Here is a 14,287-nt window from a genome sequence, read left to right on the forward strand (position 1 = left end):
TATCAATGAAACCTATGTTGTAACTGAACCTCTGCCCTAACTCTGAGTTGTGCACAAACTTAATGTGATTGGTATAAAACATTTCTCCTGGCTCCCCCGAACTTTTCACTTACAAGACCAAAGCATTGCAAATGCATCAGGACATAGAGAAATAAAACGACTCTGACATCTGAGCTAAGAAAAATTAGAAGAGCAGGAAGGAAAGAGCCAATTTCGTGTTAATAGACTCTTTTCCTATTTAAGGTATTCCTATTGTTTAAGGAATTAGTGTTTTTGCGTACGCCCGAGCTTTTTCCAGGTCTTGAGCCGTGTCTACACCTTCTACCGGTAAATGACTTTTCGCCACTTCAACGTGAATCTTCTCACCGTGCCACAGCACTCGCAATTGTTCTAAGGCTTCGATATGTTCCAGCGAACTAGGCTGCCAGGATACATAGTCCGTGATAAAGCCGGCCCTGTAGGCATAAATACCAAGGTGACGCAAATACTCCGTACGTAAAGACGCTTGGTTGTCTTTTATCAAACTGAATTCATCTCGGTCGAAAGGAATACCTGCTCGCGAAAAATACAATGCATACCCCTGTCTATCACAAACCACCTTTACGACATTAGGGTTAAACACGTCTTCACCAGAAGTGATCTCTACCGCTAAGGTAGCCATTCGAGCCTGACTCTGATTTGACAAGTTCGTCGCTACCTGAGCAATATTTTCACTTGGGATAAACGGTTCATCGCCTTGCACATTTACAATAATTTCATTTTCATCAAATTGGTATTTTTCTACAACTTCGGCAAGACGTTCGGTACCGGATTGATGATCTGCGCGGGTTTCGCAAACCTCAACAGGCAAGTGTTTGACTGCTGCCATAACTCGTTGATTATCAGTTGCAACGATGATGCGCTGTGCTCCTGAAGCGATAGCCTTTTCTGCCACCCATTCAATCATCGGCTTACCCTGAATATCGGCTAATACCTTACCCGGCAGCCGGCTAGATTCATAACGAGCCGGAATAACAACGGTAAATCCCATATTATCCCCGTTACTCGTCACTAGTCAGTTTACGGGCTTGGTTTTCAAGAAGCACCGGAATGTCTTTTTCAATCGGGTAAGCCAAGCGATCAAATTTACAGATTAGTTCTTGTTGTTCTTTATCATAAGCCAACTTGCCTTTACAAATTGGGCAAGCCAGGATATCGATAAGTTTTATATCAAAAGCCATTAGTTCAATACTCTTGTGTTAATTAAATGAAGTAAGCGTTGCTTATCCGACTCAGACAATACGCCTTCTACGGGTAAATACCAAGCATTATCCGGGCATATATCCCGACATTTGACTGCATCTTTTTCGGTCATTAATAGCGGTATTGCTGAATCGAACCCAGCAAAATCTGAGACGACAAATTTATGATGATCGACAAATTCAGTCGGTTCAACCACAGCAAACGTTAAATCCCTCAAGGTGTCAAAAAAACGTTGAGGATTGCCAATACCCGCTAACGCCTGAACATTTGCGCCATAATGGTTTATAAATTGTTGCACACTTATGGTCTCACCAGATTGAATATGAACCAAAGAACCGGGTTGCAAAGTCAATTGCAGCTCGCCGTGAGCTGGAACACCGCCATTACAAATCACCGCGTCGACGCTTTGTAGCCGCGCAGGAAGTTCTCGCAATGGTCCTGCTGGTAATAGCCAGCCATTGCCAAATCGACGTTGACCATCGACAATGACAATTTCCAGATCCCGTTGTAAACGGTAATGTTGCAGGCCATCATCACTGATAATAATCTGACAACCCTGTGCAACCAGATGCTGGCAATTTGCTACCCGATCGGCACCAACGACGGTAGGCACCTGGCAACGCTGATAAATAAGGACGGGCTCGTCGCCAGCCTGCTCTGCGGTGGTGTTATTATCAACATTTAATGGGTAAGACTCCGCCGTACCGCCATAACCTCTTGAGGTTACCCCAACCTGAACGCCAAGCTGTTGAAGCAGGTCAACCAAGTAAATCACAACCGGGGTTTTGCCATTACCACCAACACCGATATTGCCGACAATAATCACCGGAACCTCGACATTAACGCGCTTTTTTAAACCGATTCGAAATGCCCATTTTCGGATTGAAGATAAGAGCCAGAATAATAATGACAACGGCAACAGCAGCCACTTTATAGCATGATTTCGATACCAGGCTTGTTCAATTAAGCGCATCTAAACATCCTTGCCATTACTCTTGGTTTACCTGCGTTGCCGAAAATTTTATCCAGACGATTAATCACCAAACTGGAATCTATGCAATTGTGCATACGCACCTTCTTTTTCTAATAATTGCGCATGGCTTCCCTGTTCAATTAACTTGCCCTTCTCCATCACCGCAATATTGTCTGCGCTTTCGATCGTAGATAAACGATGCGCGATCACAATACAGGTACGGTTTTTCTGTAAAAAGTTCAATGCATCCTGAATATGACGTTCCGATTCCGTATCCAGAGCACTGGTCGCTTCATCCAGAATCAGGATCGGCGCATCACACAATAATGCTCGGGCGATGGCGACACGTTGCCGCTGGCCCCCACTGAGCATTGAACCGTTTTCACCAATAACCGTTTGCAAGCCATCGGGTAAATCTTCTGCGAACTCTAACACATGAGCATGTTTAGCGGCGTTGATGATTTCCTGCTCGCTGGCACCCGGGCGACCATAGGCTATATTATTTGCCAGCGTATCATTAAACAGTACAACCTGTTGAGACACATAGGCAAACTGCTTTCGCAACGACTTTAACCGATAATCCAGAATATTCTCACCATCAATTAATACCGCACCAGATTGCGCACGATAAAAACGTAACAATAGGGAACTGATGGTAGACTTACCGGAACCTGAACGTCCCACCAAGGCTAAAGTTGTCCCGGTCGGAACCTTAAAACTGACGTTATCTAACGCTGCGCTTTCCGCGGTATCATAAGAAAACTCAACGTCTTTAAATTCAATTTCACCGCGACTGCGTTGCAGTTCCAACGTCCCCGTGTCATTTTCTACAGGCTGGTCGAGCACTTCGAATATGCTGGTACAGGCAGCCATACCTTTTTGAAATTCACTGTTGACCGTAGTTAATAATTTCAATGGTCTTAATAACATGATCATGGACGTGACGACCGTGGTGAATATGCCCGGCGTCAGATTTTCAATCATGTTATCCATGCTGGCAACATACAACACGAATGCCAGGGCAAACGACGCGATAATCTGGATCACCGGCACGCTAATCGCCTTGGCGGCAACCATTTTCATACGTTGCAAACGGTTTTGATTGTTTATCTTGGCAAAGCGGTCATTTTCACGGGATTGGCCATCAAAAGTGACAACAACTTTGTGACCATTAAAGCTTTGTTCCGCGGCTCCGGTAACTTCCCCCATAGCCTGCTGAATATGTTTGCTCACGGCTCTGAAGCGCTTTGAAACGATCACCACGATCACCGAGATCACTGGGGTAATGAGTAAAAAGATGGAAGATAGTTGCCAGGAATAATAGAACATCAATCCCAGTAAGCCGAGAACAAACGCCCCTTCCCTAACCAGCGTTAATACGGCTTTAGAAACGGTATTGAGCACTTGTTCGGTATCGTAGGTTAGCTTGGAAATCAAAGCGCCGGTAGATTCCTGGTCATGGAATGACACTGGCATTGCAAGAATATGCTCGAATAGCTCCTGACGCAGCTTCATTACAACATGATTTCCGACCCAGGCCAGACAATAGGTGCCGATAAAATGAAATATGCCGCGGAATAAAAACGCCACCAATACAAATAGAGGGGCATATTTTAAAATATCTGGGTTGGATTGGGTTAAGCCATCGTCAATCAACGGCTTAAGTTGAGAGAAAAATAACGTGTCGATACCGGCGTAACCGAGCATACCGATGATGGAAACCACTAACCCGGCTCTCAGCCCTCGGGTATAGGTGAATAAACGACGAAAATTGGGCCAGGTACGACTCTTCTCAGAGGCGTTACTCTCTAACGACTTTGTAGCTTGCATTAACACTCTCAAGTAAACCGGTACTGCGGTATTCTAACGATAATTGTTTGATCTACCAACTCTTTGCAATGTCTTTAAGCTGGATTCATCCCCTGCAAGTGTAGCAAACTGGTTATAAAACCATAGCGGCGCTATATGTTGTCGATAATAAGAAACGTGGATCTGGCCGTCGATGACAGTCACTTTAATCATCCCTGAATCGGCCGTATTGTGTAATTTGGCCCCGACTTTTTGATACCTTGACGTCACTGTATTTGAGGGCATATTCCAGCGATTCAAGTAACCCGTACTAAAAATTACATGCTTTGGTCGAATCGCATCGATAAATTTCTGTGACGATGAAGACTTTGAACCATGATGTGGGGCGATAAGGACATCAATGCTTATGCCGTTAAGTTGTGGGATCAGTTTGGCTTCCACCGATGCCGGGACATCACCGGTTAACAATAAATTATGGATCCCATCACTAATCAATAAAACGCAGGAATCTTCATTCTCCTGCCACCGAAACGTTTCCGGCCACAAAGCCGTTATGGTCAATTGCTGCCATTGCCATGTTGACGATCGCTGACAGGGCGTTGGCGCATGCATTACTGATTTTTTATCATCATGCTCCCCGTCTGGCTTCCGTTGCGCAAGCTTGCTCAACTGCAGCGCCGTTGCGTTGACAATGAGACGTTTTGGCACGGTATGATCGAGTAAATATGGCAGACCACCAGCATGATCGTTATCACTATGACTAACCACCAGGAAATCAGGTTGCAACAGACCTTGGGCCCGTAAAAATGGATGCACTACCGATTTTGCAATACTTTGCCCGCCTGGAGAACTTGCTCCGGTATCATAGATCAATGCCTTGTTATTGTGCTCAACCACCACACTCAGTCCATGACCAACATCGAGTACATTGATTATCCATCCTCGACGGTTTCCCCCTTCATTTAACGGCCATTGATAGGCGCTAAACACGAGCGCTACCACAGCATAAATACCAAGCAGTTGCGCTCTAAACTTTGGGCTATACCCCACGTTATAAGCAAGGAAAAAAATGGCGCCAAAAAACGCGAGCAGTAATACAATATTGGAGGAATAGACAATGCTAAATGGTAGTTCACTGAGCAAGGTGAGCTGTTTCCAGATAAAGGTTAACTGCCAGGTACTAAGCTCAATCAACCCCTGAGTTAACGTTGGAGAAAACAAGCAGAATATGGTCATCAGCAATAGCATTGGCATTATTATCAGACTGAACCAAGGCAAAATCCACACATTGGCAAGCCAGGGTAACAGCGGCGATTGCCCAAACAGCAATAAATTTACTGGGGTCAACACTAGTGACAGGGACAATTGCAGTTTAATAAACAGCCACGCTTTGGCCATAAAGCCTGATGATTGCAGCCGTCGTGCCCAAAACACCAATACAAGTATGCTTATTAATGCGCAAAACGATAACCAGAATGACGTGGATATCAGACTAAAAGGTCGAAATAAAACCACTACAAACATACCGTACAAACACCAGCGAAGCGCATCCACTTTGCCATGACTGGTACGCATTAACCAAAATAACACTAGCATGATCATGGCTCGCATCGTAGGCGTTGAAAAATTTGAGAGCTGAGCATACGTTAAAGCAAATAACAGACTGCTTACTACCGGCATGAAAAATAACCATCTTTGGTAGAACAGATTTACCGGCATCAACAATAAACCTATTCGACCTAACCAATAACCTAAGGTTGCAACGATCCCAAGATGCAAACCTGAAATCGCCATTAGATGCGCAGTTCCGGTATTTTGTAATACTTGCCAATGCTCAGGTTCAAACTCCTGACGGTACCCGAGCGTCAACGCCAATATCAGCGGCTTAATATCTGAATCTTCTACCTTTAATTTAAGATTTTCAAGGATCCGCTGCGACCAGCTAGCATTAGAATTAACCTTTGCAAACGATTGCCTCTCGTCGTTATACACATATCCTTTAGCGACAATAGCATTGCTTAATAGCCAGCGCTGGTAAGAAAAGCTGCCCGGGTTTGCCAGGCCATGGGCCGGTTTTAGTCGAGTCTGGACTCGAACTCGCTGCCCCTGAGCCAGAAAAGGCGCGTTTCGATACCAGGTTAAACGCACGTTAAAGGGCGTGGCGAGGGGCTTGGTATTTATTGACTGGACGTTAAACGTAAAACGTTTGTCGATGGCATCATTGTTGACTAAGGTAGTGATATTTCCTTCAAGTTCGATCACCTGATTAAAAAATTCGATACCTTCAAGATTATTGGTTTTAAGCACAGAAAAATGATTATGTGCATGCCACCATATAAATGCAGCTCCGAGTAGCAAGCCACTAATAAACCTGAAGTTATTGAAAAAAAGTAAAATCACTGCAACGATTAAAATAGCAATAATTAAAAATAGTTCTGGTACTGTCGGCAAAAATAGCGACAATATGGCCCCTAGAAGAAATGTGAGCAACCACCGTTCCATAGTGATAGTAGTCCTTAATTAATAGCTTTTATGCCTAAGAAACTGATAAAACGTTGGCTGCCAGATCATCAGACACTGAAAAGCCACAAACACCTGCAGGTCTTTGGAGATTTGCTTCATGATGGCAACCTCTGGCATTTGAACAGACGTTCGGTAACGAAAGCGTTTGCAATTGGTCTGTTTATGGCGTTTGTACCCTTACCTTTTCAAATGCTCCTGGCCGCGGGCGCCGCTATCTGGTTACATGCCAATCTGCCCCTAGCGGTTGCTTTGGTATGGTTAAGTAATCCCTTTACAATCCCACCAATTTTTTATGGCTGTTATAAGCTAGGTACCATATTGCTCAACGTCCCGCAGCAGGATTTTACGTTTCAATTAAGTATGGTCTGGATCAGCGAAAGTCTGGCGGCAGTGTGGGCACCATTTCTGTTGGGCTGTTTAGTCTGCGCGGTGTTTTTCTCGACATTAGGCTATATCGGTATCAGCACATTATGGCGGCTTAACGTGTCAAGAAACTGGCGCAATCGCCAACAACGAAATGGCGATTAATTCCCTCGTTATTGGTAAGCAAACACACTAGCACGCCTTGTTAATTTCAATCCTCCACTAGCACCCAGCCAAGCCAATTTAAATCACCGGTCCAGTATCAAACGCCTGACCGGGAAATGCTCTGAATCTGTGACCTTAACGGGTATTGCTTAACGTTTAGGCCGCATCATAGTGAATAGCACCTAGGGTACATTCCCAGATTATTTACAGAACGTATTTTGAGGTTCAAGCGCACCTGGAAGCGGTGCGCTAAAAGATGAAAGCTAGACTTGCCCCAGCACTTTCGCTGGTTCGATTTGGGTGGCGCGCCATGCCGGATATAACGTTGCCAATAGGCTTAAGATCAACGCGGATGTAATCGTGGTAACCACATCAGATGTCTGTAATTGGGTCGGTAAAAAATCAATAAAATAGATGTCTCCGGAGAGAAAACTCATCCCGAGCCACTGTTCTAGTTTACGAATAATCGCTGTCAGGTGTTGTGACAACAATACCCCAAGGCTTCCACCTAAGACACACCCCAACACACCATTGACCAGCCCCTGATAAACAAATGCCAGCATAATGGTTTTCCGTTCCGCGCCCATGGTTTTCAAAATGGCGATATCGCCTTTCTTTTCGTTTACCGCCATAATCAAACTGGACACAATATTGAAGCTGGCAACCGCAATAACCAGCAACATCACCACAAACATCACGGTTCGGACCAATTGAATGTCATTAAATAAATGACCTTGAGTCCTGGTCCAATCGTGCATATACACATAAATATCCAGACGCTGCCCTATTTGTGCGACAACCTTCGGCGCCTGAAACACATCGTCCACTTTAATTCGAATACCGTGAACGCTATCACCCAGACCAAGAAATTGTGCGCCGGTAGTCAATGGCATAAACGCCATCGAATCATCAATCGTACCGCCAAAATTAAAAATCCCGGCAATCGTCATATTCTTTTTAATCGGTGCTAAAAAGCGCCCATTTAACCCTTGTCCTTGTTTTAACCGGGGCATTAGTAACTGGACCGTATCCCCGACTTCAACCTTGAGCTTTTTGGCGATCCCCTGACCAATCACCAGAGATTGTCCCTGCAGTTGTTGCCAGCTGCCTTGGCTGACAAAACTGGCAATATCCGAAACCGATTTTTCCAGTTGTGGATCGACGGCGCGAACTTCCAGAGCTTTGATATTTTCGCCTTTTTGTAGCATGCCATTTAGCTTGATCACCGGCGCTGCCGCAGTAACATTGCCGTGCTCTTTTGCCACCAGGATTTCATCACGCCAATCTTCAATGGGTTCAAGCACGGTGATAAATTCACCATGGGGGATCACTGACAATAAACGTTTAGCTAATTCTCGCTCAAACCCATTCATCGCCGACAGGACGATGATCAAGACCATAACACCCAGTGCGATACCTAAGGTTGACGACGCAGAAATAAAAGATGAAAAACCTTGACCATGACGGGTGCGTACGTACCGTAAACCAAGAAACATGCTGAGCGGTTTAAACATTTTGTGGGTTACTCCGCCGCACTCTGAACGGACGATTCAGACATAGTAACTAACTTGCCATAATCCAGTTTTAACTGCCGCCCCATTCTTGATGCAAGGGTCAGGTCATGGGTAACGACCACAAACGATGTACCTTCTGATTCATTCAACTTACGAATTAAATTGAAAATCTGTTCGGCGGTATCAAAATCAAGATTTCCGGTCGGTTCATCGGCGAGTACTAAAGAGGGTTTGGTCACCAGTGCCCGGGCAATCGCTACCCGTTGCCGCTCACCGCCAGACAATTGTGATGGACGATGGCTTAAGCGATGCGACAATCCCACTTTATCGAGCATTTCCTGCGCTTGTTGGCTAGCTTGTTTGGGGGAATCTCCACGGATCAATAAAGGCATCGCCACATTTTCAAGTGCACTGAACTCCATCATCAAATGGTGAAACTGATAAATGAATCCAAGTTTCTCATTGCGAAAGCGCGCCCGTTTTCTGGCAGAGATTTGATAGATATCGACATCATCAATCAATACCCGTCCTGCCGTTGGTGTATCTAACGCACCCGCTAAATGCAAAAAGGTACTCTTACCACAACCGGAGCTACCGACAATAGCGACCAATTCCCCGGCATTCACCGTTAAATCCAAGCCCTTAAGTACCTTGGTAATTTGTGGACCCTGTCGATACTCTTTTATCAGCCCCTGACAATCCAATACCTTACTCATTCCTTAATACCTCTGCTGGTTGAGTCTTGGAGGCCCGATAAGCGGGATACAATGTCGCCAGAAAACTCATTAATAATGCGGAAATTAATATAACCAAAACCTGTTCGACTCTAAGCTCCACTGGTAACTTTTGCATAATAAAGCCCGAGCCTAAAATATTGACACCAAATAGCGACAAGATACTATTTAAATTCAACGTTACCAAAACTCCGGCAATACTGCCGAGAATGGTTCCCCAAATTCCATTTACCATGCCCTGGGTCATAAATATCTTTAGCACGCCTGTTGGCGACATGCCTAACGTCTGTAAAATGCCGATTTCGCCTTGTTTATCGATCACTACCATCACCAGTGCAGAAACAATGTTAAATGCTGCGACCGCGATAATCAGAGACAGCATCAGCCACATCATATTTTTTTCCACTTTCACCGCCGCGAATAGATTGCCCTGGGTTTTATCCCAGGTAGAAAATTCAAAGTTTTGCAGCAATGGCTGAGTTTGTAATTGTGCGACGACATCTTTGGCGGTAAATGCGTCATTTAGATACAGGCGAATATTATTCACACCTTCACCGCTACGACGCAATAATCGCGCAGCATCTTTGCCGTGCACCAATACCATTTGATTATCAACCTGCGAGCCTAAGTAAAATACCCCGGCCACGGTGAAGGTTCTTTGTACTGGTACCCTGCCCATCGGGGTAAATATTGTTTTGGTGGGCAAGAGTAATCGGACTTTATCGCCAATCGACACGCCCAGTGAGCGCGCCAGCGATGCTCCCATCACCATTTTATAGTCGCCAGGAATAAGAGCCGAAAGGCTGCCAAATTGCATATGTTTTTCAATAATGGAATCGGACAATTCGTATTCAGGGAAAATTCCCTGCATTAAGACCCCGCTCAATTGCGTTGCCGATTGCACCAGGGATTCACTCTCCACATAAGGTGTGGCTTTGCTGATCAGTGGATCTGACTGCAGGGTTTCAGCAACCTGCCGCCAATTGTCAATTGGCTGTTCAGAGCTTATCACTGTATGCGGGACCAAACCCAGAATGCGCTCTTTTAGTTGCCCTTCAAAACCATTCATTACCGAAACCACAGTGATTAAAGCGGTGACGCCAAGTAAGATTCCGGCAATTGAAAAAAACGTAATAAAGGATACAAATCCAGATCGATTTTGGCTGCGAGAATACCTTAAGCCAATAAAAAGACTAACCGGTTGAAACATTTAGTTTTATAAATTTGAGAGAATTGCACTGATGATAAAAGGTCGCCGACATAAGTACAAGTCGCGTGATGCGTTAGAACAAAATAAAAAACCCTTGCTCAGCCGTTTGAAAAGCACGTTGCAAGCTTGCATCCCTTTGAGATCTAATTACAATCTGTGCAGCAATGTGAAAATCGGTCGGCAACGACCTCAATTATCCACGCTTTTTTCCTGTTTATCGTTATCACATTATTTAGCGTGGCAGACAATACAGAAGGTATCATGACCCAAGATTGCAGCATATTCCGGCCGACACTGGCAAGCGCATCAAAGAAATCAATCGCCGATAAAAAGATCTGGCAACAACTTCCCGGCAGCAGCGATTCGCTGGCTTTATATCAAGCTGCGCTTCTGCAAAAACAAGTCCTTTTAGTGATTTGTGAAGACACGGGCTCGGCACTGAAGCTTGAACATGAACTGCAATCTATTAATGATAACAAGCTCGATATCTGTATGTTTCCTGACTGGGAAACGCTGCCTTATGATAACTTTTCACCGCATCAGGACATCATTTCCCAACGTCTGGCAACCCTTTATCAACTGCCGCGCATGAGCGAAGGCATTGTCATCGTTCCTGCCCATACAATGAGTCACCGTTTAGCGCCGCGCCAATATTTAGAAGCCAATAGCCTGCTGATAGCAGCCAATCAAAATAAAGACATGCATCAGCTTCGCCAGGAACTGGAATCCTGCGGCTATCGCGCCGTCGACCAGGTTATGGAGCATGGTGAGTTCTCAGCCCGTGGTGCGATATTGGATCTCTACCCAATGGGAAGCCCATTGCCTTATCGTCTGGACTTTTTTGACGATGAAATTGACAGCATACGAGTATTTGACCCCGATACACAGCGAAGTGGCGATCGTTTAGATAAAATTGAATTATTGCCCGCCCACGAATTTCCATCCGATGCGGATACCATTAACCTGTTTCGCCAGCAGTACCGCGACAATTTAAAAGCCACTAATGAAAAAGATTCGGTATATCATCAGGTCAGTAAAGGCATTATGCCAACCGGTATCGAATACTATTTACCTCTGTTTTTTGAATCAACACAAACCCTGTTTGATTATCTGCCAGACGCTATTCAGGTCATTTTACATGGCGATGTTCAGGGCCAGTTGCAGCAATTCTGGCTCGATATTCAGTACCGATATGAAGACCGGCGTTATGATCCATTGCGCCCATTACTGCCACCTCAGGACGTATTTATTCCGGTAGAAGAGCTGTTCGCTTTGCTCAAGCCATATCCTAAGGTTTTGTGTAAGACAGCGACGGATAAAAATGACAGTGGCAGTTGCCAGTTTAATCTCGCGCCACTTACCGATGTCGCCGTTAATCACCAACTTAAACATCCATTACAAAAGCTCACTAATCTAATAGCGACGCAGACTGAGCGTGGCGCCAACATTGTATTTATCGCCGAAAGCCAGGGTCGACGGGAAACCTTGATTGAGCTACTTGCCAGAGAAAAAATCAAACCCAAAACGCGCGACAGTCTCCACAAGGCTTTTGCCGATCCCACCCAAATCAGCATAACCGTCAATGGCCTTGCCAATGGTTTTATGATTGAAGATCCCAGCCAGCCTTGGGTCATTATCAGTGAAGACGATTTATTTACTGACCGGGTGCGACAAAGCCGACGCCGCAATAAAAGTCAGGAAACCAATAGCGAAGCGATTTTTAAGAATCTGACTGAACTATCCCCAGGACAGCCAGTGGTGCACATCGAGCACGGCATAGGACGCTACCAGGGGCTACAAACCATCGAAAATGCCGGGCTTAGCACCGAATTTTTAGTCTTAAGTTACGCCAATGATGCCAAACTTTATGTCCCTGTCGCGTCGTTGCATTTGATTTCCCGTTACAGTGGTAGCGATAGCGAAAGTACGCCGTTACACCGTTTAGGCAATGACGCCTGGAATAAAGCCAAGAGAAAAGCGGCCGAAAAAGTTCGGGATGTTGCCGCAGAGCTATTGGATATTTACGCCAAACGGGAAAGCTCTTCCGGTTATGCCTTTACGCGCGACAAGCAAGATTACCTCAACTTTAGCGAAAGCTTTGGCTTTGAAGAAACCGACGACCAACTCCAGGCAATTCACAGTGTGGTCGCCGATATGCTCGATGATAAACCCATGGATCGCCTGGTATGTGGCGATGTTGGTTTTGGTAAAACCGAAGTGGCGATGCGCGCGGCCTTTGTCGCTGCCAATGACAATAAACAAGTGGCGGTGTTAGTGCCTACAACGTTGCTAGCCCAGCAGCATTATGAAAATTTTCGCGACCGATTTGCCAATTGGCCAATCAATATTGAAGTGTTATCTCGATTTAAAACCGCAAAACAACAAAAACAAATCATTGCCGATATCGCACTTGGTAAGGTGGATATCTTGATCGGAACTCACAAACTATTGTCCGATGACATCAAATTCCATGATTTAGGCTTGCTAATTGTCGATGAAGAACACAGGTTCGGTGTCAAACAAAAAGAGAAAATCAAACGCCTCAGAGCCAATGTTGATATTCTCACCTTAACTGCAACGCCTATTCCAAGAACGTTAAACATGGCCATGGGCGGGATGCGTGATTTGTCGATTATCGCCACTGCACCGGCCAAACGACTGGCGGTTAAAACGTTTGTGCGCCAACGGGATGAAGCTCTGATCCGCGAGTCTATCTTGCGGGAAATATTACGTGGTGGTCAGGTGTATTTTCTCCATAACAATGTGCAGACCATAGAAAAAACCGCTCAGGAGATTCAGGAATTAGTGCCGGAAGCGAAAATCGTAACTGCGCACGGACAAATGCGCGAGCGAGATTTGGAACGCATTATGAGCGAGTTTTATCACCAGCGATTTAACGTGCTTGTTTGTACCACCATTATTGAAAACGGCATTGATGTACCCACCGCAAACACCATTATTATGGATCGTGCCGATCATCTTGGTCTGGCACAATTGCACCAATTACGTGGCCGTGTGGGTCGCTCACATCATCAGGCTTACGCCTATCTATTAACTCCGCATCCAAAACGCATGACTAAAGATGCCCACAAACGTTTGGAAGCGATAGCCTCATTGGAAGATCTTGGCGCTGGTTTTGCGCTGGCTACTCATGATCTGGAAATACGTGGTGCTGGTGAATTACTCGGTGAAGATCAAAGCGGACAAATGGCGAGCGTAGGATTTACGCTGTATATGGAAATGCTGGATCAGGCTATTAACGCCCTGAAAAACGGTAAGCAACCATCCTTAGAAGATCTTAACGCCAAACAAACCGAAGTGGATTTAAAAGTCCCCGCTCTGCTTCCGGATGACTATATTTTTGATGTCAGTACCCGACTCTCATTTTACAAGCGCATTGCCAGTTGTGGCAGCGATGCAGAGCTTGATGATATTCAGGTTGAGTTAATCGATCGCTTCGGTTTGTTGCCGCAAAGCGCAAAAAATATATTTCATATTGCCAAACTGCGCTTAAAAGCAGAAACTATAGGCATTACCCGAATCGATGCGGGCCCCAAAGGTGGTTCACTGGAATTTGCCGAACACACGCAAATCGATCCTATGGTCATAATTGGGCTGATCCAAAAACAACCGACGGTGTTTAAAATGGATGGCGCTAATAAATTAAAATTTGTGAAAGACACTGAAGACAACAAAACCAGATTTCAGCTCGTGCAGCAGCTACTGACGGATTTTGGTGCCAGTGCCGCATGAT

Annotated in this window: 10 protein-coding genes; 2 read left to right on the forward strand and 8 right to left on the reverse strand. The window is 45.2% G+C overall.

Features of this window, described 5'->3' with window-relative positions; genetic code table 11:
* Nucleotides 1-256: 256 nt before the first annotated feature.
* Genes kdsB through ACHUFQ_RS12965 form a run of 5 tightly spaced genes read right to left on the reverse strand, consistent with a single transcriptional unit; the run spans nt 257 to nt 6,526 of the window.
* The gene (gene kdsB, locus ACHUFQ_RS12945; protein WP_394176122.1) at nt 257-1,030 is read right to left on the reverse strand and encodes a 3-deoxy-manno-octulosonate cytidylyltransferase; all 774 of its coding nucleotides are present in this window, start codon (nt 1,028-1,030) and stop codon (nt 257-259) included.
* A gap of 10 nt (nt 1,031-1,040) precedes the next feature.
* A complete protein-coding gene (locus ACHUFQ_RS12950) occupies nt 1,041-1,220 on the reverse strand; it encodes a Trm112 family protein (protein WP_394176124.1) in 180 nt (59 codons plus the stop codon).
* Nucleotides 1,220-2,215, reverse strand: coding sequence for a tetraacyldisaccharide 4'-kinase (gene lpxK, locus ACHUFQ_RS12955; RefSeq protein ID WP_394176125.1), 996 nt, complete (start codon nt 2,213-2,215; stop codon nt 1,220-1,222). Before lpxK ends, ACHUFQ_RS12950 begins: the two co-directional genes overlap by 1 nt.
* Before the next feature lie 60 nt (nt 2,216-2,275).
* Nucleotides 2,276-4,045 carry a lipid A export permease/ATP-binding protein MsbA gene (gene msbA, locus ACHUFQ_RS12960; protein WP_394176127.1) on the reverse strand — a complete coding sequence of 590 codons (1,770 nt, stop codon included), beginning with the start codon at nt 4,043-4,045 and terminating at the stop codon, nt 2,276-2,278.
* A gap of 33 nt (nt 4,046-4,078) precedes the next feature.
* Nucleotides 4,079-6,526: a DNA internalization-related competence protein ComEC/Rec2 gene (locus ACHUFQ_RS12965; protein WP_394176128.1), complete on the reverse strand. Its 2,448-nt coding sequence runs from the start codon at nt 6,524-6,526 to the stop codon at nt 4,079-4,081.
* Nucleotides 6,527-6,556: 30 nt separating this feature from the next.
* On the opposite strand from ACHUFQ_RS12965, the gene ACHUFQ_RS12970 reads away from it, so the two are divergent.
* Nucleotides 6,557-7,075 (forward strand): DUF2062 domain-containing protein, encoded by a 519-nt coding sequence (locus ACHUFQ_RS12970; protein WP_394176130.1) that lies wholly within the window; start codon nt 6,557-6,559, stop codon nt 7,073-7,075.
* A 263-nt stretch (nt 7,076-7,338) separates the two neighbouring features.
* On the opposite strand, the gene lolE is transcribed toward ACHUFQ_RS12970, so the two are convergent.
* The 3 genes from lolE to ACHUFQ_RS12985 are packed head-to-tail and all read right to left on the reverse strand — an operon-like array spanning nt 7,339 to nt 10,533.
* Complete coding sequence (gene lolE / locus ACHUFQ_RS12975; RefSeq protein ID WP_394176132.1) at nt 7,339-8,589, reverse strand: lipoprotein-releasing ABC transporter permease subunit LolE; 1,251 nt, start codon at nt 8,587-8,589, stop codon at nt 7,339-7,341.
* A gap of 8 nt (nt 8,590-8,597) precedes the next feature.
* Complete coding sequence (lolD, locus tag ACHUFQ_RS12980; protein WP_394176134.1) at nt 8,598-9,305, reverse strand: lipoprotein-releasing ABC transporter ATP-binding protein LolD; 708 nt, start codon at nt 9,303-9,305, stop codon at nt 8,598-8,600.
* Nucleotides 9,298-10,533, reverse strand: a complete 1,236-nt coding sequence (locus ACHUFQ_RS12985) for a lipoprotein-releasing ABC transporter permease subunit (RefSeq protein ID WP_394176135.1) — start codon at nt 10,531-10,533, stop codon at nt 9,298-9,300. Before ACHUFQ_RS12985 ends, lolD begins: the two co-directional genes overlap by 8 nt.
* Nucleotides 10,534-10,794: 261 nt before the next feature.
* Between ACHUFQ_RS12985 and mfd the strand changes: the two genes are divergently transcribed.
* On the forward strand, nt 10,795-14,286 hold the full coding sequence (gene mfd / locus ACHUFQ_RS12990) for a transcription-repair coupling factor (RefSeq protein ID WP_394176136.1): 3,492 nt from the start codon (nt 10,795-10,797) through the stop codon (nt 14,284-14,286).
* The last annotated feature ends 1 nt before the right edge of the window (nt 14,287 follow it).

Origin of the sequence: Thalassotalea litorea (assembly GCF_043642205.1) — a bacterium.
Classification (GTDB): domain Bacteria; phylum Pseudomonadota; class Gammaproteobacteria; order Enterobacterales; family Alteromonadaceae; genus Thalassotalea_A; species Thalassotalea_A litorea.

What these genes read in the sequence shown, in the direction of transcription:
- kdsB (WP_394176122.1), bottom strand. Translation starts at nt 1,030, where the DNA reads ATGGGATTTACCGTTGTTATTCCGGCTCGTTATGAATCTAGCCGGCTG.
- ACHUFQ_RS12950 (WP_394176124.1), bottom strand. Translation starts at nt 1,220, where the DNA reads ATGGCTTTTGATATAAAACTTATCGATATCCTGGCTTGCCCAATTTGT.
- lpxK (WP_394176125.1), bottom strand. Translation starts at nt 2,215, where the DNA reads ATGCGCTTAATTGAACAAGCCTGGTATCGAAATCATGCTATAAAGTGG.
- msbA (WP_394176127.1), bottom strand. Translation starts at nt 4,045, where the DNA reads ATGCAAGCTACAAAGTCGTTAGAGAGTAACGCCTCTGAGAAGAGTCGT.
- ACHUFQ_RS12965 (WP_394176128.1), bottom strand. Translation starts at nt 6,526, where the DNA reads ATGGAACGGTGGTTGCTCACATTTCTTCTAGGGGCCATATTGTCGCTA.
- ACHUFQ_RS12970 (WP_394176130.1), top strand. Translation starts at nt 6,557, where the DNA reads ATGCCTAAGAAACTGATAAAACGTTGGCTGCCAGATCATCAGACACTG.
- lolE (WP_394176132.1), bottom strand. Translation starts at nt 8,589, where the DNA reads ATGTTTAAACCGCTCAGCATGTTTCTTGGTTTACGGTACGTACGCACC.
- lolD (WP_394176134.1), bottom strand. Translation starts at nt 9,305, where the DNA reads ATGAGTAAGGTATTGGATTGTCAGGGGCTGATAAAAGAGTATCGACAG.
- ACHUFQ_RS12985 (WP_394176135.1), bottom strand. Translation starts at nt 10,533, where the DNA reads ATGTTTCAACCGGTTAGTCTTTTTATTGGCTTAAGGTATTCTCGCAGC.
- mfd (WP_394176136.1), top strand. Translation starts at nt 10,795, where the DNA reads ATGACCCAAGATTGCAGCATATTCCGGCCGACACTGGCAAGCGCATCA.